Genomic DNA, 25,151 nt, shown 5'->3' with positions numbered 1-25,151 from the left:
CTCCGGTCCGTGCGTCAGATGGCGGGCTTGTCGCTCTGCGCGGCCAGGTTGTCGCGCAGCTCCTTGCTCATGGGCAGGCTCAGGTTCTGGTTGCGCGGGGGGACGGGCGAGTTGAACCACTTGGTGTAGAGCTTGTCGAAGTCGCCGGACTTCATCATCCCGCCGATCACGCCGTTGACCAGCGCCTGGAACTGCGGGTCGTCCTTGCGCAGCATGCAGGCATAAGGCTCGACCTGCAGCGAATCGCCCACCACCGTCCAGTCCGCCGGGCTGCGCATGTTGCCCATCAGGCCGAACAGCAGGATGTCGTCCATCGCAAAGGCCTCGGCGCGGCCGCTGTCCACCAGCAGCACGGCGTCGTCGTGGTCCTTGCCCAGCACGATGTCCATGTCCAGGTTGTTGTCGCGGTTGTACTTGCGGATCACCTGCGCGTTGGTGGTGCCCGAGGTGCTGGCCACCTTCTTCTTGGCCAGGTCGGCGTAATTCTTCACGCCCGAAGATTTCTTGGTGAGAAGGCGCGTGCCGGTGTAGAAGTAGTTGATGGCGAACTGCACGTCCTTGCCGCGCGTGCTGTTGTTGGTGGTGGAGCCGCACTCCAGGTCGATGGTGCCGTTTTGCAGCAGCGGAATGCGGTTTTGCGAGGTGACCGCCTGCAGGTCCACCTTCAGGGTCGGGTTGTTCACGCGCTTCTTCACGGCGTCGACCACGGCGTTGGTGATGTCCACCGCAAAGCCCACCGGCGCACCCGGGCCCGCCAGGTAGCTGAAGGGCACCGACGACTCGCGGTAGGCCACGGTGATCTTGCCCGACTCGGCCACCTTCTTGAGGGTGTCGGCCTGGGCCACAGTGCAGGCCAGGAGGCCGGTGGCAACAACGAAGGCGGCGGAGGTGACGGCAGAGAGCTTCATGGAAATCCCTTTGTGCAAAACAATGAGCAGTGAATGGACGTGGTGCGACCGAAAAAAGCCGGGGGGGGCCGGATCACACTGACACAGAAAACATCCAGTGGCCGTGTGAACCGGCAAATGCAAAAAACCGGAACGCAGGTGCACTGTAGGAACTTGCGCTTCCCTTGAACAATTCATTTGCACAGGTAGGCCATGACCAAAAGTTATGCCGCCAGTTTGGTGCAGGCAGCCGCACCATCCAAGTGCCATTTCACGCGCCCGCAGGCCCACCTTGCGCATCCGCGCACCGCTTCGGGCGGCGCACATAACTTCCCGGCATGGCCACCGGCGGCATTGGCATTGTTCAGGCGAGGGCCCGCGCCCTACAGTGGCCTCAAGTCCCGCACCCCATCCTCCAACCCCTTCACCCCCCAGTCCCACCCAATGCAGGTATGTGTTCTCGGCGCAGGCATCGTTGGCCTGGCCACAGCGTACGAACTCCACCAGCGCGGCCTGGCCGTGACCGTGATCGACCAGGCCCAGCCCGGGGCGGGCGCCAGCGGCGGCAACGGCGCGCAACTGAGCTACAGCTACGTGCAGCCGTTGGCGGATGCCGGCATCTGGCGCCAGTTGCCCAAGCTGCTGCTGTCGCCCCGGTCGCCCCTCAAGCTACGCCCGCAGTGGGATGTGCACCAGTGGCGTTGGGGCCTGGAATTTCTGCGCGCTTGCAACCGCCGCACGTCGGAGCAGAGCACCCGGCAATTACTGGCCCTCGCTGCGCTGAGCCGCCATCACTTCGACGCCATGCTGCAGACAGAAGCACTGGACTGCGACTTCTCGACCACCGGCAAACTGGTGCTGTACGACACGCCTGCAGGCCTGGCTGCGGCAGGCCGGCAGATGGAACTGCAACGCCCCTGGGGCAGCCGGCAGGAAGCCGTGTCTGCACAGCGGTGCGTGGAGATAGAGCCGGCCCTGGCCCACTACCAAAGCCGTATTGCAGGCGCTATCCACACGCCCAGTGAATGCGCTGCCGACTGCCTCAAGGTCTGCCTGGGCTTGCAACAACGGCTGGCGGAGCGCGGTGTGCGCTTTGTGCTGGGTGCGCGGGTGCACGGCTTTGCGCGCGAGGGCCGGCGCATCGTGGCCGCCCGCACCAGCGCCGGTGACGTCGAAGCGCAGCAGTTCGTCCTGGCCCTGGGCAGCGCCAGCTACCAGGCCGCGCAGACGCTGGGGTTTCGCCTGCCGGTCTACCCGCTCAAGGGCTACAGCATCACCCTGGACACCACGGACGCACCCGGCACTGCTCCACACGTCAGCGTGACCGACGCGGCGCGCAAAGTGGTGTTCGCGCGCATCGGCCGGCGCCTGCGTGTCGCGGGCATGGCAGAGCTGGTGGGCCACGACGACAGCATCCCGCCTGCGCGGATCGATAGCCTGTGCAAAGCCACCAGCGCCGTGTTTCCGGGCTGCAGCAACTTCGGGCAGCTGCGCCCCTGGACGGGCATGCGCCCGGCCACGCCCACCGGTGTGCCCATGGTGGGGCACCACGCCAGCGCCCCTGACAACTTGCTGCTGAACACCGGGCACGGGGCGCTGGGCTTCACGCTCGCGTTCGGCACGGCGGCGCAGGTGGGGCAATGGCTGGTGCCTGCCTGACGTTTCTGCCGTCTCGCCCTCCTCCGCATCACATCGACATCCACACCACGGACACTGTGTTCCGAGGCGATGCGGAGCGACCAGGTCACTCGACCACCGGCACGCCCACAGACTCCATGGTCTCCGCCACCGCCTGGCGCATGCAGCGCGTCATGGCGCTCGCCAGCAGCGAGCTGGGCCGGTTGACAGTGCGCAGCGACTTGATGGGCACGGCGATGTGGGGCGCCAGCGCCAGCACATCGACCTTGCTGCGATCCGCCGATGCGGCAGTGCATGCATCCACCACCGCCACCGCATGCCCGTGGTGCGCCAGTGCCAACGCCGCGTGGTACGTCTGCACCGTGATGGCAGTGTTCAAGCCCACGCCTGCTTCGCGACACGCATGGCTGACCACCGTGCCGATGGGGTCGCGCACATCCAGTCGCACCACGGGCGTCTCCGCCAAGTCGGCCAGATGCACGGTGCCGGACTGCACCAGAGCCGCATTGAGCATGCCCTTGGGCGCCACGCACAGCATGCGCCCATCGGCCAGATGCTCCTGCGTGAGCGAGGGGTGCGCCACGGCGCTGAACACAAAGCCCACGTCGGCCTCTTGCAGCACCAGCGCCGAGATGATCTGCGGCGAGTGCAGCGCGTCGATGGTGATCACCACATCCGGGTGGGCTTGGCGAAAGAACCGCAGCGCGCGCGGCAGCACTTCATAGCTGAGTGCCAGCACGCTCAGGATGTGCAGCTCGCCTTCGCGCTGGTCGCCCTTCAGGCTGTTGGCCAGCCGCTGCACGTCGTCGAGCTGGGTGAACAGGCGCTCGATGTGCGGGTACAGCGTCTGCGCCTCGGTGGTGGGCACCAGGCGGCCCTTCAAGCGATTGAACAGCGGAAACCCCAGCTGCAGTTCGGCGTGGGCCAGGATGCGGCTGACCGCGGGCTGGGTGACGTTGATGAGGCGGGCCGCCGCGCTCACGCTGCCGGTGAGCATGACGGCGTTGAAAACTTCAATGTGGCGAAGGCGCATGGCGAGACGATGCAAGGAATGGGCCGGTTGCGCAATCCTTGCATGTCCGCATTGCGGAGCCATGCGGTAGCGGCGCGTCGGCCAGAGAGGCTCCACGGCTATCGTTATGGCCGATGCCAGCCCCTGGCGCTCACTGTGCGGGCGAGGAGCCCGAGGCAGCGTCCAGCTTGTCCTGCGTCTTGGTATCGAAGTCGCTGGCGTCATGCCGTTCGCGCAACTGGCCGGCCGTGTCGCCCGTGACACGATTCACCATGCGTCCACGCTGCACCGCCGGGCGCTGCGCCACCTGCTCGGCCCAGCGCACCACATGCGTGTATTCGTGCACCTGCAGGAACTCGCCGGACTCGTACGCCTGGCCCCTGACCAGCAACCCGTACCAGGGCCAGATGGCGATGTCCACCACCGTGTATTCGCTGCCGATCAGGTACTCGTTGACGGCCAGCCGCTGGTTGAGCACATCGAGCTGGCGCTTGACCTCCATCGCGTAGCGGTCGATCGCGTACTCGATCTTCATGGGCGCATAGGCATAGAAGTGGCCGAATCCGCCGCCCAGAAACGGCGCGCTGCCCATTTGCCAGAACAGCCATGACAGGCATTCGGCCCTTGCAGCAACGTCCTTGGGCAAAAAGGCGCTACCGAACTTCTCGGCCAGATACATCAGGATGGCGCCGGACTCGAACACGCGCACCGGGTGGGCGGCATCGCTGCGGTCCAGCAGCGCGGGGATCTTGGAGTTGGGGTTCACAGCGACGAAGCCGCTGCCGAACTGCTCACCCTGGTTGATACGGATCAGCCACGCGTCGTACTCCGCACCGCTGTGGCCCAGGGCCAGCAGCTCTTCCAGCATGATGGTCACCTTGACGCCATTGGGCGTGCCGAGCGAGTACAGCTGCAGCGGGTGTTTGCCGACGGGCAACTCCTTGTCATGCGTGGCACCTGCGATGGGCCGGTTGATGCTGGCGAACTGGCCGCCGCTTTCCTTGTTCCATTGCCAGATGGGGGGTGGGGTGTAGGGGGTAGTGTTGGACATTCAGGGGCTCCAGGAATGGGTGGGCAGAGGCGGCGTGGTCGAGCGATGAACCAGTTTAGCGATGCGATGGATGGAACGCTGGGCATTGCAGAATGTCCGGCAAAACGGCTGAACCATGAGGGAGCGCTGGATCGGTCCTATGCCCCGGTCAGGTCGATCCTTGGCGGACCTCAATAAAACCTTGGCTCCACGACCTGACGTCGTCTATCGGACGAAGTGCACAGCCCATACGTGCCCACGTCACATGTCTGGAGTCATGGTCACCGACGGTTCAACAAGCGTGCGGATAGCGGCCAAGCTAAGAACGCTGACACCAGACCGAGCGGCGAAAGCATGATCTGGCTACCCATGACACTTACATCATGAATTCCTAGCAAGCGCCCCATCCCGCGTGGAGCAAGAACAAAGGTTGCGCCTGCGATTGACATCGTGAACAGCAAGAACGCGATCTGGGGCGCCACTCCGCGCTTGAAACGCCAGAGCAGTAACGCACCCACCAACCATGGGGGGAGCATTACCCAAAGAGCGAGAACGATGAACTCAACACCTGTCATTGCACCTACGCTCCTGGCCGAACTCCGGCTTTCTTGCCGGCCAGTTCGTTACGACCGGATCAGGCACTTGCGGTTCTTAACGTCAAAAGCCAGTAGCTTCCAATCTTGGCGACATGATCGTCCCCGACATCAATGCGCCTTGTCCCAGTTCGGCCCCACACCGACTTCGGCCAGCAATGGCACCTTGAGATCCGCCACTTCCGCCATCAACCGCGGAATGTGCGTGCCAACCCACTCCACTTCCCCTTCGGGCAGTTCGAACACCAGTTCGTCATGCACCTGCATGATCATCTTGATGCCCGGCTTGTTCGCATCCAGCTCCTGCTGCACCGCCACCATCGCCTTCTTGATCAAATCCGCCGCCGTGCCCTGCATCGGCGCGTTAATGGCCGCCCGCTCGGCGCCGCTGCGGCGCGGGCCGTTCGGGGAGTTGATCTCGGGCAAATACAGGCGGCGGCCGAACACGGTTTCCACATAGCCGCGCGCCTTGGCGGACGCCTTGGTTTCGTCCATGTACTGCTTCACGCCGGGGTAGCGCTGAAAGTACCGGTCGATGTAGGCGGCTGCGGCCTTGGTCTCTATCCCCAGGTTCTTCGCCAGGCCGAAGCTGCTCATGCCGTAGATGAGACCGAAGTTGATGACCTTGGCGTAGCGGCGTTGTTCGCTGCTTACCTGGTCGACCTCCACCCCGAACACCTCGGCGGCGGTGGCGCGGTGCACGTCTAGGCCGTTACGAAACGCGTGCAGCAGCGATTCGTCGCCGCTGATGTGGGCCATGATGCGCAGCTCGATCTGGCTGTAGTCGGCGCTTGCGATCACGCTGCCCGCCGGCGCCACGAAGGCCTCGCGCACACGGCGGCCTTCGACGGTTCGGATGGGGATGTTCTGCAGGTTGGGGTCGTTGCTGGACAGGCGGCCGGTGATGGCCACGGCCTGTGCGTAGTGGGTGTGCACGCGGCCGGTGCGCGGGTTGGCCAGCTGGGCCAGCTTGTCGGTGTAGGTGCCCTTGAGCTTGGACAGGCTGCGGTGCTCCAGCAGCTTGGCGGGCAGGGGGTAGTCCTCGGCCAGCTTTTCCAGCACTTCTTCGTCGGTGCTGCGCGCGCCGGTGGCGGTCTTCTTGACCACGGGCATGCCCAGCTTGTCGAAGAAGATTTCTCCCAGCTGTTTGGGTGACCCCAGGTTGAAGGGCTGACCCGCGATCTCGTAGGCGTCCTGCTCCAGCTTCAGGATGCGCTGGCCCAGTTCGTGGCTCTGGTTGGCCAGCGTGGCGGCGTCGATCAGCACGCCGTTGCGCTCGATGCGGAACAGGGTTTCGCTGCTGGCCATCTCCAGCTCGTAGATGCCGCGCAGTGGGCCTTCGGCTTCGAGCATGGGCCAGAGCACGCGGTGCACGTCCAGCGTCTGGTCGGAGTCTTCGCACGAGTAGGCCGCCGCCTTGTCCACCGCCACCTGGGCGAACGGGATCTGGTGAGCGCCCTTGCCGCACAGGTCTTCATAACTGATGCCGCTGCGGCCGGTGTGGCGCTCAGCCAGGCTGGCCAGGCCGTGGGGCTTGTGCACTTCGAGCACGTAGCTTTGCAGCATGGTGTCGTGCGCATAGCCCTGCACCTCAATGCCGTGGTTGGCGAACACATGGCGGTCGTACTTGATGTGCTGGCCCAGCTTGGGGCGGCTGGCGTCTTCGAGCCAGGGCTTGAGTTTGGCCAGCACCTCGTCGAACGGCAATTGCTCGGGTGCATCGGGCCCGGCGTGGCGCAGCGGAATGTAGGCGGCGGCACCGGGCTCCACGCTGAAGCTGATGCCGACGATCTCGGCGCGCAGTTCATCGAGCGACGTGGTTTCGGTGTCGATGGCGGCCAGTTCAGCCGTCTGCAGCTTGGCCAACCAGCGGTCGAAGTCGGCCCAGGTGAGGATGGTTTCGTACGACACCTCGCGGCCCTGCGCAGCCTCGGCCACGAATGTCGCCTCGGGAGATGCGAAGAGGTCGCCGCTGGCGCCCGGCAGTGTGGCCTTGGACTTGGAATTGGCTTTGGCGTCGGCAGGCGCGTTGGATTCCAGCGCGCGGGCCAGGCCCTTGAAGCCATACTTTTGATAGAAGTCGCGCAGCGGGGCGGCGTCTTCCTGGCGCATGGCGATCGCATCCATGGCAGGCAGACCGTCGACATGCCCAGCCAGGTCGCAGTCGGTCTTGATGGTGACGAGTTGCCGTCCGGTGGGCAGCCATTGCAGCGCGCCGCGCAGGTTCTCGCCCGCCACGCCCTTGATCTCGCCGGCGCGGGCGATGAGGGCATCGAGCGAGCCGTATTCGCCCAGCCACTTGGCAGCCGTCTTGGGGCCGACCTTGGGCACGCCGGGCACGTTGTCCACCGTGTCGCCCACCAGGGTCTGGTAGTCCACCATCAGTGATGGCGGCACGCCGAACTCGGCCGTCACACCGGCCACGTCGCGCTTCTTGCCGTTCATGGTGTCGATGATGGTGATGTGCTCGTTCACCAGTTGCGACAGGTCCTTGTCGCCGCTGGAGACGATCACCTCCACGCCCTGCGCCGCCGCCACGGCGGCCAGCGTGCCGATCACGTCGTCGGCCTCAACGCCGGGCACGCAGACCACGGGCCAGCCCAACAGGCGCACGACCTCGTGGATGGGCTCAATCTGCGCCCGCAGGTCGTCGGGCATGGGGGAGCGCTGCGCCTTGTACTCGGGGTACAGGTCGTCGCGGAAGGTGGGGCCGCTCGCATCGAACACGCAGGCGGCATAGCCGGACGGGAACTCGCGCCGCAGCACCTGCAGCATGTTGATCATGCCGCGGATGGCACCGGTGGCGGGGCTTTCCGGGTCGCCCGGCACCGCGCGCAGGTCGGGCATGGCATGGAAGGCGCGGTACAGGTAGCTGGAGCCGTCCACCAGCACCAGCGTCTTTTTGCCGCCAGACGGTTGCGTGGCGGAGGTCAGCGTGCCTTCAAGGGCTGTGGCGGAGCTGGGGGATGCAGAGGATTCTTCGGTCATGGGCGGATTGTGCACGCGCAGCCCGGCCACGGCCGGCGCTCTACAATCCCGCCCATGCGCGCTGTACACCTCCTTTTGCTGCTGGCCATGGCCTCCAGCCCCGTCCTGGCCCAAACTACCAGTCAAACTGCCCCACAGGGCACGGCAGACAAGCGCGAGGCGCTATCAGAACCAGAGCAGACCGGTGGACGCGGCAATCAGCGCACCGAGCGCATTCAGATCGAAGACGCCGGCAGCCGGGTCGACGAGCTGCGCGTGGGCGGCCAGACGCAGACGATTTCGGTGCAGCCCAAGGCTGGCAACCTGCCCAGCTACGAAGTGCAGTCGCCCGATGGCGCCCGCAGCCGCGCTGGCAGCAACAGCGGCGCCGAGACGACCACCGGCCCGCGTGTGTGGAACGTGCTGAAGTTCTAAACAGCACTTACTGCGCCTCCTGCGCCGCAGTCACCCCCGGGGCGTCCCGCACGCCCCGCTCCCCCTCTCGTCAGCCCTTCACCTTACGCACCCCTGAGCGATGGCCGTTTTTACCGAAGTCTCCAACACCGAGGCGCAAGACCTGCTGCGCCGTTTACAACTGGGTGAGCTGGTAGAGCTGCGCGGCATCGAGGGCGGCATCGAGAACACCAACTACTTTCTGACCAGCGACCAGGGCCAGTTCGTGCTGACGCTGTTCGAGCGCCTCACGGCCGAGCAGTTGCCCTTTTACCTGTACCTGATGAAGCACCTGGCGCACGGTGGGGTGCCGGTGCCCGACCCGCGGGCCGACAAGGATGGCGACATCCTGCTGTCGGTGTGCGGCAAGCCCGCCGCGGTGGTCAACAAGCTGCGCGGCAAGAGCCAGCTGGCGCCACAGGGCGTGCACTGCGCCGCCGTGGGCACGATGCTCGCGCGCATGCACCTGGCCGGGCGCGACTTCGAACGTCACCAGCCCAACCTGCGCGGCCTGCCTTGGTGGAACGAGACCGTGCCGGTGGTGCTGCCGCATATCGGCGAAGCGCAGGCTGCGCTGCTGCGCTCCGAACTGGCGTACCAGAACCACGTGGCTGCGGGCTCTGCCTACGCGGCGCTGCCCAGCGGCCCCGTGCATGCCGACCTGTTCCGCGACAACGTGATGTTCGAGGGCGAAGAGCTCACAGGCTTCTTCGACTTCTACTTTGCGGGCGTGGACACCTGGCTGTTCGATCTGGCCGTGTGCTTGAACGACTGGTGCATCGACCTGCCGACGGGCCGCCACGATGCCGCGCGTGCGGCCGATATGCTGAACGCCTACCAGGCCGTGCGCCCGTTGACCGCCGCAGAGCGCGAGCTGCTGCCCGCCATGGCGCGCGCAGGCGCCCTCCGATTCTGGATCTCGCGGCTGTGGGACTTCTACCTGCCGCGCGAGGCGTCCATGCTCACGCCGCACGACCCCACGCACTTCGAGCGCGTGCTGCAGGACAGGATTGCACGCCCGCTTCATCTGTAGCCTCATTGTCTGTGCCCCACTGCCCTTCACACCAAGCCAAGTCGCCGCTGCACAGGGCCTGATGCGCGGCCACACCACCGCGGCACCCCGGGCATTGGCAGTTCACTGGAAACACACCGGGTAGCCCTCCCCACACCCACAGCCCCCCTCGCATTCCGTACCCTGGACACCCTTCATGGCGCCCGGATTGGGGCACTGGGGTAAATTCAGCCCTGTTCTTCTCCCACCACCGCTTTGCCGCGGGCCCCGGCCAGGGCGGTGGGGGATGGCACAGGCGGGCGCAGGTCCTCTTTTCTTCCCGATTGCATTCATGAAACTCCACATCGTTCCCGCCCGCACCGGCATGACCTGGGTCAAGCTGGGCGTCCGTGCGTTCTGGCGGCAGCCCATGGCGCTGGCGGCGCTGTTCTTCATGACCATGGCGGCCATGTCGCTGGCCACGCTGATCCCGCTGGTAGGGCCGGCCATCGCGCTGGCGCTGCTGCCATCGGCCACGCTGGCGATGATGGTGGCGGCGGCCGAGGCCACGCAGGGGAGGTTTCCCACGCCCGCCGTGCTGCTGGTGGCGTTTCGCACCGGCCAGCAGCGGCTGCGCGACATGCTGGTCCTGGGCGCGCTGTACGCCGTGGGGTTCCTCGCGGTGATGGGGCTGTCGGCCCTGATCGACGGCGGGCAGTTTGCCAAGGTGTACCTGGGCGGTGCACCCCTGACCAAGGAGATGGCGGAAGACGCGGCCTTCCAGAGCGCCATGTGGACGGCCATGCTGCTGTACCTGCCGCTGTCGCTGCTGTTCTGGCATGCACCCGGGCTGGTGCACTGGCACGGCGTGCCGCCGGTCAAGGCGCTGTTCTTCAGCATCGTGGCCTGCCTGCGCAACTTCGGCGCCTTCATGGTCTATGGGCTGGGCTGGCTGGGCGTGTTCCTGCTGGGCGGCGTGGTCGTGACGCTGGCGGCAGCGCTCCTGGCTGCGATGGGACTGAGCGGCGCGGCCTCCGGTGGTGTGATGGTGGGTGCCGCGATGATGCTGGCCGCCATGTTCTTCACATCGGTCGTGTTCACCTTCCGCGATTGTTTCGAGCCGCCCCACCACCCCTCTGACGAGGCCACCCATGAAGCCCCACCGCCCCCGCCCTCCGACCCAGCTGCTGGGCCGCACTGAAGACGAGCTGGCCTGGCACCGGCGCCGCAGCCTGCTGCAGGCGGCCGCGCTGTGGGTGGCCGGTGGCGGCTGGACGGCCGCCCGGGCCCAGTCGCGCAGCAACATCGTGGAGCTGCGCGGCGACGTGCGGCGCAACGGCGAGGCGCTGACCCCGCAGCACACCATCACCGCGGGCGACCGCATCGAGACCGGCCCGGGCGCCACGGTGGTGTTTGCCGTGGGCGACGGCGCCTTCCTGGTGCGCCAGAACTCCCACGTGGCGCTGGAGGGCGACACGCCCACCGCCGTCAAGGTGCTGCGCCTCATCAGCGGCGCCGTGGCCAGCGTGTGGGGCAAGGGCGCCGACCGCAAGGTCATCCTGCCCACGGCCACCGCGGGCATCCGCGGCACGGGGGTGTATGCCGAGGTCTTTGCGGACCAGGGCAACCGGGGATATTTCTGCAATTGCTACGGCATCGTGGACCTGGCCACCGGCGGCGAGAGCGTGGTGAGCGAGGCGTCCTACCACCAGTCCTTCTGGGTCGAGAACGCGCCGCGCAATGGCCGCCTGCTCACGCCCGCTGGCGCCATCAACCACACGGACGAGGAGATGGAATTCCTGGCCAGCCTGATCCAACAGCGTACCGCCTGGCAGATTGCGGGCCGAAAGGGCAGCAAGGACGGCACCGGGCAGATGGGCTACCCCGCAGCGCCTGGCGGGAGCAGCGCATCGCCTGCACCGGCGGGGTCGACGCCAGCGTCCTCACCGGCGTCAGCGCCTCCAGCGACGCCAGCGACGCCAGCACCCGCGCCAACGTACCGCGCCCGCCCCCCGTCGCCCTACGGCTCCGACTACTGAGACAGCGGCGCCCGGGGCCGTCACTGCCCATCAGTGACATCACGGACATCAGTGGCATTGGTGGCCATGAGTGAGCATCACTACCCGACACTGCGCCTTGCTGCAAATCACTGCAAATCACCGCCAATCACAGCCCTTCAGCGGTGCCAGAACGCAAAAAGGCCGGCCCCATGGGGCCGGCCTGAACGGTCGATGCGAACGCGCGAGAGGTCAGCCCTCCCGCACTCCGACCTCAGGTACCGATGTTGCCGCCGTCGTTCTTCGTGATCACGATGGTGGCCGAACGGGGACGCTTGCCTGCGCCGTAGCCGGCGTTGGCAGGCCACTGGCTCTGGAACTTGGCGGGGTCGCCCAGGTTTGCCATTCCGGTGGATTCGCCCGGGTGCTGAATGTTCACGAAGATCGTCTTGCCGTCCGGCGTTTCGGTCAGGCCGGTGATCTCGCAGCCCTTGGGGCCCACCAGGAAGCGCTTGAGCGTATCGGCCGTGGCCGCCTTGCCCACGGGCGTGACGACGTCGAACTTGCTGCCGTCGGTCTTGGTGTACGTCAGCGTCTTCTTGCTGCCGTCGCCCACCTGGCCGGGCACGGCCGCCATCATCATGCAGTTGCTGACGTCGGTGTAGGCACCGTCATCGGTCTGGATCCAGCAGATGCCCGTGGCCTTGCTGAAAGCCAGGCCGTCGGGGCTCGAGAAGTCCTGCTCGTCCGTCAGGGCCGAGATGTTGATCAGCGTCTTGTCGGCACTGGCTTCGGCGCCGAACAGGTACACGTCCCAGGTGAAGGCCAGGACGGACGTGCCTTCCTTCAGACGCACCATGTGGCCGTTGGGGTTGCCGTCCTGCTTGGTGGTGCCCTTCATGTCGGTGTAGGCACGGGGGTTGGCCGCGTCAGGCAGATACTGGCCGCTGCCGGGGTTGGCGCTGCGGGCGCTGTTGTTGGTCAGCGTGAAGTACACCTCGCCATTGGCGGGGTTCACGGCGTTCCACTCGGGGCGGTCCATCTTGGTGGCACCCACGGCGTCGGCGGCCAGGCGGGTGTTGATGACGATGTCGGCCGCATCGGCGAACTTGTAGGTGGTGTAGCCGCTGATGGCGGTGTTGGTGAGCGACAGCTCCACCCAGCTGCCGGTGCCGTCGGCGTTGAACTTGGCTGCGTACAGCTTGCCGCTGTCAAGGTACTTGTCGCCAATGGCCAGGCGGTCGTTGGCGTTGGCATCGGCCGCGTTCCACGTAGCGGTGGACACAAACTTGTAGATGTACTCGCCGCGCGAGTCGTCGCCCATGTAGATGGACAGCGGCTGGCCGGCCACCACCTTGCCGAACGCTGCGCTCTCGTGCGCGAACCGACCCAGACCCGTGCGCTTCTTGGCCATGCGGGTCTTGTCATAGGCGTCGATCTCGACGATGTAGCCCATGCCGTTCATCTCGTTGCGGTAGTCGTCCGTGCCGTCCACCGACGTGCCGGTTTTGCTGTTGTTCCAGCGCTGATACTTGTCGTCGGCGCCGCCGCTTTCCCAGCCGTGGCGCGATGCGGCGCCCTGAGTGCGGCCATAGCGCTTGAGGGACGTCACGCTCTTGTCGTTGTTGCGCGCTGCGTCGTCCGCGGCGCCGCGGGTGAAGTAGCCAAACCAGTTTTCTTCACCGGTCAGGAAGGTGCCCCAGGGCGTCTTGCCCGTGCCACAGTTGTTCAGCGTGCCGCGGGTGGTGGTGCCGTTGGGCGAGAACTTGGTGAACAGCTGCGAATTGCCGCGCGCCGGGCCCGAGATCTCGATGGGGCTGAGCGACGTGAGGCGAAAGTTCAGCGCAGAGTTCTGCGCGTAAGCCCACTTGCCACCCGACTTGGCCACTTCGATCACGGCGATGCCGTGGATGGCTGTTTCCTTGTCAATTTCCGCTGCGGGGCGGGGCAAGGTGGTGGTTCCGCCGTTGGCGTGCAGGAAATACGAGGACAGCTTCTCGTCGGTAGTCGCTTCGTGGTTGATGGCCAGCAGGCCGCGTTCGGTGGCGTTGTCGTTGCGCTTGCTGTCGGCGCCCAGGCCGAACCATTCCATGCCGTCATGGTGGTCGCCAGCGCGCTTGTCGAAATCACCGTCGGTGCCGTCGTTCTTGTACGCGGCCACGCCAGCGGCGATGGGGTCGCCCAGTGCGAAGATCACGCTGGCGGTGTAGCCCGCAGGCACGGCCAGCACGTCGGCCAGGCTCTTGGGCACAGCGCCGAAGCCCAGCAGCTTGGGGCCTGTGGGCGGTGGCGTCACGGGCGGAGGCGTCACCGCGGGGTCGTCGCTGCCGCCGCCGCAAGCGCTCACGCCAAAGCCGGCCAGCATGGCGGTACCCGCGGAGCCCACGCTGCCACGCAGCAGGCCACGGCGCGACAGGCGGGCACCCAGCACCGACTCGAACGTGGGGTTGGCGGAGGTGTTGGCGTTCTCGTTGTTGAAGTCAATGGCCTGCTCGGGCGCATCCACACGTTGAGTCATGGGGTCTTCCTCGGGGGGTTATTGGTTACAAAGCCTGTGGAGCGTAAAAACCGCAGGTGACATCGCCGTGAAGCTTTTGCGTCGGTTTTGTGACACCCGATCCCGGCTGCGCGCAAGGGGATTGGGTCGAATACGAATCACTACCATTTGTATAATTTCGGCTCCCACCGCCCACCCAGCCACTACCGCGCCCCAGCACCGACCGGTGCGCGGGCTCACCCAGCCAAGTGCGGCCTCTCCGTTCCCGCCATCCCCTCGCGGTGCCACGCCCGGCCACAGGCCGCCCGTGCGGCAGCCTGCGCGATTCCTTGGAGACCCTGCATGACGTTCCCCTCCCTGAAGACTTCCCTGCTGGTGGCCGCACTGTCCGCCTGTGCATACGGCACTGGCGCGGGCGCGCAAACCGCTGCCCCTGCAGCAGCACCCTCGCAGGCCCAAGCACAGCAGGCCGTGACGAACCAGGCCGTGGCCGCGCACTACGCACAGCTGGTGCACGCCAACTACGCCGACGCGCTTGCCAGCGCCCAGGCGCTGCGCGAGGCCGTGGCGGCCTTCACCGCCAAGCCTTCGGCAGACACGCTGGCCGACGCCCGCAAAAAATGGCTGGCCGCGCGCGAGTTCTACGGCCAGACAGAGGCCTTCCGCTTCTACGGCGGCCCCATCGACAACGACAACGGGCCCGAGGGCCGCATCAACGCCTGGCCCATGGACGAATCGTTCGTGGACAGCGTGCAGGGCAAGACCAATGCGGGCCTCGTGAACAACCGCAAGTTCGTCATCAACAAGAAAAACCTGTCGGCGCAGAACGAGCGCGGCGGCGAGGAGAACATCGCCACGGGCTGGCACGCCATCGAGTTCTTTCTGTGGGGCCAGGACCTGTCCGAGACCGGCCCGGGCGACCGCAACTTCGAAGACTTCGTGGACGGCAAGGCCCCCAACGCGGACCGCCGCCGCCAGTACCTGACCGTGGTGACCGACCTGCTCATCGACGACCTCACCTCGCTGGTGAAGGCCTGGGCGCCCGACACCAAGAACAACTACCGCAGCAAGTTCGCGCGGGGCGGCCAGGAGTCCGTGCGCAAGATGCTCGTGGGCCTGGGCTCGCTCTCGCGCGGCGAGCTGGCCGGCGAACGCCTGGAAGTGGCCCTGAACAGCCAGGACCAGGAAGACGAGCACTCGTGCTTTTCGGACAACACCCACCGCGACGCGGTGACCAACGCCAAGGGCATCCAGAACGTGTGGCTGGGCGAGTACCAGCGTGCCGACGGCAGCGTGGTCAAGGGCGCATCGCTGCGCGACCTGGTGGCCGCCAAGGACGCGGCGCTGGCCGACAAGACCACCAAGCAGATCGCGGCCTCGGTCGCTGCCGCTGAGGGCATCCAGGCACCGTTCGACCGCGAGATCATCGGCGGCAAGGACGCGCCGGGTCGCCAGCGCATCCAGAAGACCATCGACAGCCTCACGCAGCAGAGTAAAGACCTGGTGGCCGCAGCCAACGCGATCGGCATCACCAAACTGACCCTGGTCCAGCCTTGAGCATGAAGCCTGCGCAAGCCATTGCCCGCCGGCGCACCGTGCGCCTGGCAGCAGCCAGCATCGGCATCGTCGCAATCGCCGGCTTCGGCGGCCTGGGCCTGCAGTCGTTGACGGCGGCGCCCCAGCCTGACCCGCTGGGCGAAAAAACCGGCGGCGAAACCACCGTGTTCGCCACCGGCCGCAATGCCTTCTCGTTCCCGGCCGCCAACCTCACCGATGAGGAGCGCACGCGCTTCGTCATCGGCAACTCGTTCTTCCGGCGCAACTGGGTGGAGGCACCTGCGTCCACCAAAGCCCGCGACGGCCTCGGCCCGCACTTCATCGCGCGCTCGTGCGGCGGCTGCCATGTGCAGGACGGCCGGGGCGAGCCGCCAGCGATCTTCAACCGCCTGGGCGAAACGAAGGACCCTACGGTCGCACTGCTGATTCGCCTGTCCATCCCCGGCACCGACGTGCACGGCGGGCCGGTGCACGACCCGGTGTACGGCGACCAGTTCAACAACGCGGCCATCCATGGCGTCAAGCCCGAAGGCCGCGTGACCCTGCGCTACGACACCATCAAGGGCAAGTTCGCCGACGGCACGCCCTACACGCTGCAAAAGCCCATCTACGGTTTTGCCGACCTGGGCTACGGCCCCCTGCACAAGGACGTGATGACGAGCCCGCGCATTGCGCCGCAGATCATCGGCGTGGGCCTGCTCGAAGCCATTGCCGAGGCCGACATCCTGGCCAATGCAGCCGACCAGGCCGCCGCGCCCGGCCCCATCAAGGGCGTACCCAACAAGGTGTGGGACGGCCCTGCCGGCCGCATGATGATCGGGCGCTTCGGCTGGAAGGCCAACGTGGCCACCATTGCACACCAGACGGGCGGTGCCTTCCTGGGCGACATGGGCATCACCTCGCGCCACTTCGCGCAAGAGGCCTGCACACCCACACAAAAGGACTGCTTGGCCGCCCCCAGCGGCAAGAGCGGTGGCGACCAGGGTCAGCCCGGCGTCGAGATCGACGACAAGACCCTGGCCGACGTGATCTTCTACCAGGCCACGCTGGCCCCGCCCGCGCGCCGCAACATCAACGATGCACAGGTGCTGCGCGGCCAGGCATTGTTCAGCCAGGCCCAGTGCGCCACCTGCCACCGCCCGAGCTACGTCACCCAGGAGGGGCCTTTCCCGCAGCTGACGAGCAAGGCGCTGAGCGGGCAGCGCATCTTTCCGTACACAGACCTGCTGCTGCACGACATGGGCGAGCGCCTGGCCGACGGCCGGCCCGACTTCGGTGCCAACGGCCGGCAGTGGAAGACGCCTGCGCTGTGGGGCACGGGCCTGATCAAGGACGTGAACGGCCACACCCGCCTGCTGCACGACGGCCGCGCGCGCGGCGTACTCGAAGCCGTGCTGTGGCATGGCGGCGAGGCCGAAGAGGCCAAGGACCAGGTGCTCAAGATGAAGAAGGCCGACCGGGACGCGCTTGTGAAATTCGTGGAGTCACTATGAAGATCAACACCTTGCGGCGCATGCTGCGCGCCAGCCTCTGGCTGACGGCCCTGGCCCCTGCAGTGCTGCCTGCGGTGGCACAAGCGCAGGTGCCCGCCGCTGCCCCAGCCTGGCAGCGCAACGCCGTGCCGTTCTACGACACGGTGCATGCCCTGCAAGGCATCTACGGCCACTGGGCCCTGCCACGCGCACAGGACTTTGACCGCGATGCCCGCGCCCTGGTGCCCGCCGTGGCTGCGCTTTGCCAGGCCCCGGCAGCAGACGGCAAGGCCGCGCTCGAATCCGCACGCACCGCCTGGCAGGCCACGGCCCGCTCGTGGGAGCAGCTCGCCGCTGTGTCGGTCGGCCCGGTCATCGCACGCCGCAGTCAGCGCTCCATCGACTTCACGCCCACGCGCCCCGCATTGATCGAAAAAGCCATCGCCACCCAGCCCCAGGGCGCCAAGGCCTTCGAGCGCATCGGCACGCCCGCCAAGGGCCTGCCCGCGCTGGAATGGCTGCTGTGGACGCGCCCGGCCCAGCCCGGCAGCCCCGCCTGCAGCTACGCGCACGAAGTGGCCCAGGACGTGGCGCGGGAATCGGCCGCCCTGGCCAAGGCCTACGCCGACGCGGCGACCACCGACTGGGGCGCCGAGGACGAGCAGGAGCAGTCCACCCAGGCCATCAGCGAATTCGTGAACCAGTGGGTGGGCGGCATCGAGCGCCTGCGCTGGGCACAGATGGACAAGCCGCTGCGCGCAGCACAGGGCACGCGCACACCCGACTACCCCCGCACCGCCAGCGGCAACACGCTGGCGGCCTGGGCGGCCACCTGGGGCGGCCTGCGCAGCGTGACCACCCTGCCCGCCAGCGCCGAGATACCGGCGGCTGGCGAGGCCCTGGTGCCTCTGGAGATGTACTTGCGCGGCAAGGGCCTGAACCCGCTGGCCGACAAGCTGCGCCAGGCCACCGACAAGGTCGACGCGTCGATGGCCCAGGTGCAGAAGTCTGGCCTGCAGAGCAAGGCGGCCATCCAGCAGACGGCCAAGGACCTGACGGCGCTGAAGTTTCTGGCCGAATCCGAAGTGGCGCCTGCGCTGCAGGTGAGCATCGGGTTTTCGGATGCGGACGGTGACTAGTAAACACAACCCCTGCGCGCAGCCAGCGCCCCCCTTGCTCGGGCAGAACCGGCGGCAGGTGCTGGCCATGCTCGCTGGCCTCAGCGCGTGGACGGTGCTGCCGCGCAGCGCATGGGCCAGCACCGGCGCAGGCGGCCCTGCAGGCATCTCGCTCGCGGCTGCCTGGGAGCGCGAGGGCAGCTTCTACATAGGCTCGCTGTCAGCGCACGAAGGCGCGGGCCAGGCCCTGCAGGTGCGCGCTGCGATGGAGGTGCCGACCCGCGCCCATGGCCTGTGCGTGCTGCCCGGCGGCGCGGTGCTGGCCGTGTCCCGCCGACCGGGCGACTGGATGGTGCACTGGCAGCCAGGCCGGGGCAGCCGCCCACCCCTGTGGCTGTGGCAGGACGGAGAGCGCTCCTTCAACGGCCATGCACTGTGCAGCCCGGACGGCCAACGCGTCTACACCACCGAAACCGATACGGAAACCGGCCAGAGCTTGATCGGCGTGCGGCATGCCGCCACGCTGCAAAAAATCGCCGAGTGGCCCACCCACGGCATCGACGCCCACGAACTGATCTGGGACACCGGCAGTCGTGGCGCGCCCACGTTGATCGTTGCCAACGGCGGCGTGCCCACATCGCCTGAAACGGGCCGGGTCAAGCGCGATCTGGACACCATGGATTCGTCTCTGGTACGGCTCGACGGCCGCAAGGGCGACCTGCTGGGCCAATGGCGGCTGGAGGACAAACGCCTGAGCCTGCGCCACCTGGCGTGGAGCCCCGATGGCAAGACATTGGGGATTGCCCTGCAGGCCGAGCATGGCGACAGCGCCGCGAAGGCGGCGGCGCCCATCCTGGCGCGGTTCGATGGACGCCAGCTGACGCCGCATGCGGCGCCGCGGTCGCTGTATGGCTACGGTGGCAGCATTGCCGCAACCCGCGCTGGCTGGGCGGTGAGCTGCCCCCGGGTCGACGGCGTGGCGCACTTCGCGGCCGACGGCACCTGGCGCGGACTGATTCCGCTCGAAGAAGTATGCGCGCTGGCCGCCGATGCGCAAGACCAGCTCTGGGCGGCAGGGCTCACGCGCACGCTGCAGGACGCGCAGGGGGACCGCCCTGTCGCGCATCCGCATGCCCACGCCCTGGCCGGTGCGCGTATGGACAACCACTGGGTGCGTCTCTGACGACGCGGTTGTGAACCGGCGGCTGCTACGGCCTCTGCTTCAGACGGAATCACCGCGCTGCACCGCGCCAAACAGCCCTCAGTTCATCCGCTCACTGCCGGCCGCCCCGAAACAGAAAGTACCCCATCACGCAGGCGCCCACCACGGCCAGCATGCGGGCGATCCACGGTGCGACCAGCCAGGCGCCCACCACGCCGGTCACACGGCCCCACACCTGGGGCGACTGCAGGGCGCTGAGCGGCTTCTGGCCGCCCGGGCCCAACTCGCCATGGGCCGAAGCGATGGGGTAGCCGCACCCCGGACAGGCCACGGCCAGTGAGGACACCTGTCGGTTGCAGTCGGGGCATGTGATCAACGCCATAAGCTCTCCTTCATGAGGGGACGCCACCCGCCGGTGGCTCGATCAATATCTGCACGCGCCGGTTGCGCTGGCGGCCCGCGGGGTCGTCCTGGCCGTCCGGCGTGGTGTTGGCAGCCACAGGTTCGCGCTTGCCGCGCCCCTGGGCTGCGGCACTGCGGCCCGTGCGCTCTTGCAGTGCATGCGCCACTGCCTGAGAGCGGCGCTGCGACAGCGTGTCGTTGTAGTCATCGGAGCCTTTGCTGTCGGTGTGGCCCACGACGCGCAACGGCGCGCTCGGATAGCTCTGGATCAGCTCTGCCGCCTTCTGCAGCGTGGGCAGCGCATCAGGCCGCAGGGTGGCCTTGTCAAAATCGAACAGCACGTCGGCAGGCAGGTCGATGGAGATCGCTTGCTGCGCGGTAGGCCGCGCATGGAGCTCTGCGAGCAAGCTGCGGGTGATGGCCAGCCGCTGCGGCGGCACCTCTGCCTGCCGCAGCAGCGTCGTCTGCGGCTGTGCTGCAGCCGCCAGCGAGGTGGCGGGCGCTGCGGCCTGGAGTAAGGTCTGCCGCGATGAGGCGCCGAGCGCTCCCTGCCCATCTACCGGGCTGAGCCGTGTGGCGGGTGCTGCGGCAGCCGGCCGCAATTGCGTGGGCAAGTCTTTCAGCGACCGGCCGCTGCGCACATCAGCGCCTCGCACCTGCTGTGCCCAACCCACCGACGGGGTCATCAGCAGCGTTGCCACAAGCCCCACTGCCACCGACGCAAGCACCAGGCCTTGCGAGACTGCATTGGATCGCACACACCCCACGCGGTCAGCCCTTGGCGGCGGGCAGTGGCACGTCGATGGCCAGGCCAGGTGCCACGATGTTGTCGCCCTGGTTGCCGTCGTTGAAGACCAGCTTGAGCTGCCGCGCGCTGGTCGCCACGCTGCCCATAAAGACGAGCTGCCCCTCCAGCGTTTGTCCTTCGCGGATGGTGATGTCCCGGTTGCCTTCGGGGCGCTGGATGTGCAGCTTGGCGCCGCTTTCGTCCTGCAGGTAGGTGTCGGCCAGCGCCAGCATCGTCGAGTTGGTGATGCGGTTGGCGAACGAGATGCTCACGTCCAGCACGGTGGCATCGCCACCCACTTCGGCACCTTTGATGCGCACGGTCAGCCCCGCAGGTGCGACCCCCTGTACGGCCAGTGGCAACTTGACGGGTGCGGCCTGCACAGCGGCGACAGCAGGAGCAGCAGTCGGATGGGCCGGCGACACCGGCGTGGCAGCCACTGCAGGCACTGCGGGAGATGCCGGTGATGCCGCCGCTGCCGCCCCTGTCGACGGTGCTGCCGCTGTCTCGTTGGCGCGATCCCCGCAGGCGGCCAGCCAGCTGGCGAGCAGCACGACAGCGGCAGCCCGGCTCACAGGTTGGAAACGAAATTCGGATGCATATAGCGACGGGGGTGATGCCATGGTTGTCCTCCCAGAATGGATCGCAGTGGACGCCAGGGAACAGAGGATGGGCGCCATGCGTTGACCCATTCTTGGAGACCCTGGCCGCGCAGGGGTAAGGAGTTGTAGGCTGCTTTGCAGCGCTGCAGCACGACCGTTGGAATGGCAAAGAAGCTGGGCAATGACGCTGAGCAGGCAGGCCTGGCGCAATAGTGCAGGGCAATCCACCGTTTCACCGAGTTATGAAAACTCAATGAAGAGCCTCACAGTGCGTTACAGCATTGCGAAGCACGAAACACTCCCACGGCTTGTGCAGGCCATGAAGATCACGATGGCGGGACCCACAGCCAAATAGGACCAGGTGCAGCCGCAACGCTCAACACATGCCTTTCAACGGTGGTGCGGCATGGCGCTCACCGGCGCGACAAGCGGGGCTGACAGAGGGCCTGCCAGCCCTGCCGCAGCGACCCCTGGTACAGCCACACCAAGCCGCACATGCCGTACAGCGTCAGTGAGGCGAGAAAGTTCACGTCCCGCATCAGCTCCAGCACGGCCGGGTCCTTCACATACCAGTAGATCGCGTAGCACCCGTCGACGGTGAACCATGTCATGAACACCGCCAGGGGCAGAACGCGCCACTGCCGCTCCATGAGCACGCGCAAGCTCCAGGGAGCGGTGGCATACGCCAGCAGGCCCATGATGAAGCTGATGGGGACGTCCCAGTCTGGCGCGGGCGTCAGCTCAGCTCCCAGCAGCAGCAAACCGATGCCCACGGCCAGGGCGGACAGTTTCCAGGGCCTGCGGTACTCGGCCCACTGCGTGCGCCACGACAGCGTGCTGCTCATCGGCATGGCGGGCTTGCTTCAGTCCACCACCGTGAGCTTGGCCACCGACAGCGCCAGCCACTTGGTGCCGTGGCGCGGAAAGTTGACCTGCGCGCGCGCGTCGTCGCCCGTGCCTTCGATCGCCAGCACCTTGCCTTCGCCGAACTTGGTGTGGAAGACCGCAACACCCGCCCGCAGTCCGTGCGAGGGCGCCGCCTTCTGCACCGGCACCGGGGGGCTGGCAAAGGTCTCGGATTTGAAGCCAAAAGGGCCTCTACCGCTGGACCCATAAGCGCTACCAGCTCCTGAATTAGGAGCATACGTACCAAAGCCCTGTTGCTTGGGCGTGATCCACTTGAGCGCGGCTTCGGGCAGCTCTTCGAAGAAGCGGCTCTTGATGTTGTAGCGCGTCTGCCCATGCAACATGCGGGTCTGCGAATGGCTGAGGTACAGGCGCTTGCGTGCGCGGGTGATGGCCACGTACATCAGGCGGCGCTCTTCTTCGAGGCCATCGCGCTCGTTGGCGGAGTTTTCGTGCGGGAACAGGCCCTCTTCCATGCCGCCGATGAACACGCCGTCGAACTCCAGGCCCTTGCTGGCGTGCACCGTCATCAGTTGCACCGCGTCCTGCCCGGCCTGGGCCTGGTTGTCACCCGCTTCGAGCGCCGCGTGCGTGAGGAATGCGGCCAGTGGTGACAGCGTCTCGCCCGTGTCGGCGTCGACGATGCCGGGCGTGGGCTGCTGCAGCGCCTCGTCCAGCACGGGGGCGTTGGGGTCCAGGCCCTGGCTGACCGCGCTCTGCGTGAGGGGGCTGCCGTGCTCATCCAGCGGCAGGGCCACGGCGTCACGGCCAAAGCCCTCTTGCGTGACAAAGCTCTCGGCCGCGTTGACCAGTTCTTCCAGGTTCTCGATGCGGTCGGCGCCTTCTTTTTCTGCGCGGTAGTGCTCCAGCAGGCCCGACGATTCGAGCATCTGCTCGATGATGCCGCGCAGGTTGAGGCCCTGGGTCTGCTCGCGCAGCACGTCCACCATCGCGACGAACGCGCCCAGGTTGGCCCCCGCCTTGCCCGGCACCGCGCTCACGGCATCGTGCAGTGAGCAGCCGGTGGCGCGGGCTGCGTCCTGCAGCACCTCGATGCTGCGCGCGCCAATGCCGCGCGGCGGAAAGTTGACGACGCGCAAGAAGCTGGTGTCGTCCTGCGGGTTCTCCAATAGGCGCAGGTACGCCAGCGCGTGCTTGATTTCGGCGCGCTCGAAGAAGCGCAGGCCGCCGTACACGCGGTAGGGCACGCTGGCGTTGAACAGCGCCGATTCGATCACCCGGCTTTGGGCATTGCTGCGGTAGAGCACGGCGATCTCCTTGCGCTCGAAGCCATCGCTGCGCACGAGCTGCCGGATCTCGTCGACCATCCACTGCGCCTCCGCCAGGTCGGTGCTGGCCTCGTACACCCGCACCGGCTCGCCAGGGCCCTGCGTGGTGCGCAGGTTCTTGCCCAGGCGCTTGCTGTTGTGGCTGATGAGCGTGTTGGCCGAGTCGAGGATGTTGCTGTAGCTGCGGTAGTTCTGCTCGAGCTTGATCTGCCGCTGCACGTCGAACTCGCGCACGAAGTCGGCCATGTTGCCCACGCGTGCACCGCGGAAGGCATAGATGCTCTGGTCATCGTCGCCCACCGCGATCACGCTGCCGCGCGCCTCGAAGCGCCCGCTGATCTCATTGCCGGCCAGCTGCTTGAGCCAGGCGTACTGCAGCTTGTTGGTGTCCTGAAACTCGTCGACCAGGATGTGCGCGAAGCGGCGCTGGTAGTGCTCGCGGATGGGTTCGTTGTCGCGCAGCAGTTCGTAGCTGCGCAGCATCAGCTCGCCGAAATCGACCACGCCTTCGCGCTGGCATTGCTCTTCGTACAGCTGATAGACCTCGACCTTCTTGCGGCTGTCGCTGTCTTGCGTGGGCACGTCGCCGGGGCGCATGCCCTCTTCCTTGCAGCTGGCGATGAAGTACGACAGCTGCTTGGGCGGAAACCGCTCTTCATCGACGTTGTACTGCTTGCACAGGCGCTTGATGGCCGAGAGCTGGTCTTGCGTGTCAAGGATCTGGAACGACTGCGGCAGCCCCGCAGCCTTGTGGTGCGCGCGCAGCAGGCGGTTGCACAGGCCGTGAAAGGTGCCGATCCACATGCCGCGCACGTTCACCGGCAGCATCGCTGACAGCCGTGCCACCATCTCCTTGGCGGCCTTGTTGGTAAACGTCACGGCCAGAATGCCGCCGGGCGTGGCGTAGCCGTTTTGCAGCAGCCAGGCAATGCGGGTGGTGAGCACCCGCGTCTTGCCGGACCCCGCGCCCGCCAGGATCAGCGCATGGCCTGCCGGCAGCGTGACGGCGGCCAGTTGCTCGTCGTTGAGGTTTTGCAGCAGGGGCGACGTGGGCTGCTGCGCAGCGGACGCAGAAAGGGGCTCGAAGCCAGCTAGCGAATCTTGTGGGGACATCCAGGCATTGTAGGAAAGCCTTCGTCCTATGATGCAGTGACATGCATCCATGGGAGGAACCTGCTGTGAAGGACAACATTCGCCGGCACGTGCTGGCTTGCGCAACAACACTGTCGGTCGTGCTGGCCGGCTGCGGCGGTGGCAACGGAGATACGGCGCAAGAAGGCCCCGGCGCAGGTGTGCCGCCGCTTGTACCCATGCCTGCATTGACGTACTCGCAGGATGCCGCCGTGTGCGCCTGGATGGTTGCGCATGTGCAGCCCTTTGCATGGCCGGTCCAGGCGGTCGGCCCCCGCACATGGGCACCTGTGTCGGTGCAGACGGTGGATACCCCGATGCGCAACGCGCAAGGTCTGGCCCAGTACCGGGTGACCAGCAACCTGTTGGTGCTGCAGAGCCACTACGCACCTCAGATCCAGGCCAAGGGCCTTGCCCAGTCCAGCAGCCAGCTGTGGGCCCAGGAGGCTGCTTGCAAATACGCCATCAGCGTGGATTCTCAAACCCTCACAAACCTGAGCTACGAATTCACAGCCTATATGCCCGACGGCACCGCTGCTCGGGTTGCACAAGAGGACTACACCGCAGGCATCCGGCAGGTGCGCAAGGCCGATCCGTGCCGCCCCGAGGTTGTGATTCCGGGTACGCCGCTCCCCCCCGAATGCCGGACCGGTACCTGAC

General features: G+C 66.8%; 20 protein-coding genes. 10 read left to right on the top strand and 10 right to left on the bottom strand.

Annotation, left to right across the window (positions count from 1 at the left end; all coding sequences use genetic code 11):
* Positions 1-14 precede the first annotated feature (14 nt).
* Positions 15-908 (bottom strand): amino acid ABC transporter substrate-binding protein, encoded by an 894-nt coding sequence (locus ACSQ3N_RS07830; protein ID WP_436146000.1) that lies wholly within the window; start codon positions 906-908, stop codon positions 15-17.
* Between the two features lie 423 nt (positions 909-1,331).
* On the opposite strand from ACSQ3N_RS07830, the gene ACSQ3N_RS07825 reads away from it, so the two are divergent.
* Entirely contained in the window at positions 1,332-2,546 is a 1,215-nt protein-coding gene (locus ACSQ3N_RS07825; protein ID WP_056161969.1) for a D-amino acid dehydrogenase, read from the top strand.
* Between the two features lie 85 nt (positions 2,547-2,631).
* Here ACSQ3N_RS07825 and ACSQ3N_RS07820 read toward each other — a convergent pair whose 3' ends face one another.
* The 3 genes from ACSQ3N_RS07820 to polA all read right to left on the bottom strand — a co-directional run bounded on the left by ACSQ3N_RS07820 (position 2,632) and on the right by polA (position 8,148).
* Entirely contained in the window at positions 2,632-3,558 is a 927-nt protein-coding gene (locus tag ACSQ3N_RS07820; RefSeq protein ID WP_056161967.1) for a LysR family transcriptional regulator, read from the bottom strand.
* Positions 3,559-3,688: 130 nt separating this feature from the next.
* The gene (yghU, locus tag ACSQ3N_RS07815; protein ID WP_056161965.1) at positions 3,689-4,588 is read right to left on the bottom strand and encodes a glutathione-dependent disulfide-bond oxidoreductase; all 900 of its coding nucleotides are present in this window, start codon (positions 4,586-4,588) and stop codon (positions 3,689-3,691) included.
* Positions 4,589-5,271: 683 nt separating this feature from the next.
* Positions 5,272-8,148, bottom strand: a complete 2,877-nt coding sequence (gene polA, locus ACSQ3N_RS07810; RefSeq protein ID WP_436145999.1) for a DNA polymerase I — start codon at positions 8,146-8,148, stop codon at positions 5,272-5,274.
* 54 nt (positions 8,149-8,202) lie between these two features.
* On the opposite strand from polA, the gene ACSQ3N_RS07805 reads away from it, so the two are divergent.
* From ACSQ3N_RS07805 to ACSQ3N_RS07790, 4 genes are all read left to right on the top strand, one after another.
* Positions 8,203-8,562, top strand: a complete 360-nt coding sequence (locus ACSQ3N_RS07805) for a hypothetical protein (RefSeq protein ID WP_056161963.1) — start codon at positions 8,203-8,205, stop codon at positions 8,560-8,562.
* Positions 8,563-8,662: 100 nt separating this feature from the next.
* The gene (locus tag ACSQ3N_RS07800; RefSeq protein WP_436145998.1) at positions 8,663-9,613 is read left to right on the top strand and encodes a homoserine kinase; all 951 of its coding nucleotides are present in this window, start codon (positions 8,663-8,665) and stop codon (positions 9,611-9,613) included.
* A 310-nt stretch (positions 9,614-9,923) separates the two neighbouring features.
* Complete coding sequence (locus ACSQ3N_RS07795; RefSeq protein WP_436145997.1) at positions 9,924-10,772, top strand: BPSS1780 family membrane protein; 849 nt, start codon at positions 9,924-9,926, stop codon at positions 10,770-10,772.
* Positions 10,723-11,610, top strand: a complete 888-nt coding sequence (locus ACSQ3N_RS07790) for an iron dicitrate transport regulator FecR (RefSeq protein WP_436145996.1) — start codon at positions 10,723-10,725, stop codon at positions 11,608-11,610. Before ACSQ3N_RS07795 ends, ACSQ3N_RS07790 begins: the two co-directional genes overlap by 50 nt.
* A 232-nt stretch (positions 11,611-11,842) precedes the next feature.
* Here the strand turns inward: ACSQ3N_RS07790 and ACSQ3N_RS07785 are convergent, their stop codons facing one another.
* Complete coding sequence (locus ACSQ3N_RS07785) at positions 11,843-14,086, bottom strand: PhoX family protein (RefSeq protein ID WP_436145995.1); 2,244 nt, start codon at positions 14,084-14,086, stop codon at positions 11,843-11,845.
* Positions 14,087-14,407: 321 nt separating this feature from the next.
* Between ACSQ3N_RS07785 and ACSQ3N_RS07780 the strand changes: the two genes are divergently transcribed.
* From ACSQ3N_RS07780 to ACSQ3N_RS07765, 4 genes are all read left to right on the top strand, one after another.
* Entirely contained in the window at positions 14,408-15,622 is a 1,215-nt protein-coding gene (locus ACSQ3N_RS07780; RefSeq protein WP_056161951.1) for an imelysin family protein, read from the top strand.
* A 2-nt stretch (positions 15,623-15,624) separates the two neighbouring features.
* Positions 15,625-17,115 (top strand): di-heme oxidoreductase family protein, encoded by a 1,491-nt coding sequence (locus ACSQ3N_RS07775; protein ID WP_056161948.1) that lies wholly within the window; start codon positions 15,625-15,627, stop codon positions 17,113-17,115.
* Positions 17,112-18,233, top strand: a complete 1,122-nt coding sequence (locus ACSQ3N_RS07770; RefSeq protein ID WP_056161945.1) for an imelysin family protein — start codon at positions 17,112-17,114, stop codon at positions 18,231-18,233. The genes ACSQ3N_RS07775 and ACSQ3N_RS07770 overlap by 4 nt, the downstream gene beginning before the upstream one ends.
* Positions 18,234-18,300: 67 nt before the next feature.
* Positions 18,301-19,395 (top strand): DUF1513 domain-containing protein, encoded by a 1,095-nt coding sequence (locus ACSQ3N_RS07765; protein ID WP_235507226.1) that lies wholly within the window; start codon positions 18,301-18,303, stop codon positions 19,393-19,395.
* A 91-nt stretch (positions 19,396-19,486) separates the two neighbouring features.
* On the opposite strand, the gene ACSQ3N_RS07760 is transcribed toward ACSQ3N_RS07765, so the two are convergent.
* The 5 genes from ACSQ3N_RS07760 to ACSQ3N_RS07740 form a co-directional block, all read right to left on the bottom strand.
* Positions 19,487-19,756 carry a hypothetical protein gene (locus ACSQ3N_RS07760; protein WP_056161941.1) on the bottom strand — a complete coding sequence of 90 codons (270 nt, stop codon included), beginning with the start codon at positions 19,754-19,756 and terminating at the stop codon, positions 19,487-19,489.
* 10 nt (positions 19,757-19,766) lie between these two features.
* Positions 19,767-20,534, bottom strand: coding sequence for an OmpA family protein (locus tag ACSQ3N_RS07755; RefSeq protein ID WP_235507225.1), 768 nt, complete (start codon positions 20,532-20,534; stop codon positions 19,767-19,769).
* A gap of 13 nt (positions 20,535-20,547) precedes the next feature.
* A complete protein-coding gene (locus ACSQ3N_RS07750; RefSeq protein ID WP_235507224.1) occupies positions 20,548-21,186 on the bottom strand; it encodes a hypothetical protein in 639 nt (212 codons plus the stop codon).
* Between the two features lie 392 nt (positions 21,187-21,578).
* Positions 21,579-22,016: a hypothetical protein gene (locus tag ACSQ3N_RS07745; protein ID WP_082516688.1), complete on the bottom strand. Its 438-nt coding sequence runs from the start codon at positions 22,014-22,016 to the stop codon at positions 21,579-21,581.
* A gap of 12 nt (positions 22,017-22,028) precedes the next feature.
* The gene (locus tag ACSQ3N_RS07740) at positions 22,029-24,473 is read right to left on the bottom strand and encodes a UvrD-helicase domain-containing protein (RefSeq protein ID WP_056161933.1); all 2,445 of its coding nucleotides are present in this window, start codon (positions 24,471-24,473) and stop codon (positions 22,029-22,031) included.
* Positions 24,474-24,538: 65 nt separating this feature from the next.
* On the opposite strand from ACSQ3N_RS07740, the gene ACSQ3N_RS07735 reads away from it, so the two are divergent.
* A complete protein-coding gene (locus ACSQ3N_RS07735) occupies positions 24,539-25,150 on the top strand; it encodes a hypothetical protein (protein WP_056161931.1) in 612 nt (203 codons plus the stop codon).
* Position 25,151 lies beyond the last annotated feature (1 nt).

The organism is Acidovorax sp. LjRoot194, from assembly GCF_964253015.1.
In the GTDB taxonomy this organism is placed as follows: Bacteria; Pseudomonadota; Gammaproteobacteria; order Burkholderiales; family Burkholderiaceae_C; genus Acidovorax.
The sequence above is the reverse complement of the archived record's forward strand: the minus strand, read 5'-3'. Positions and strand labels throughout refer to the sequence as shown.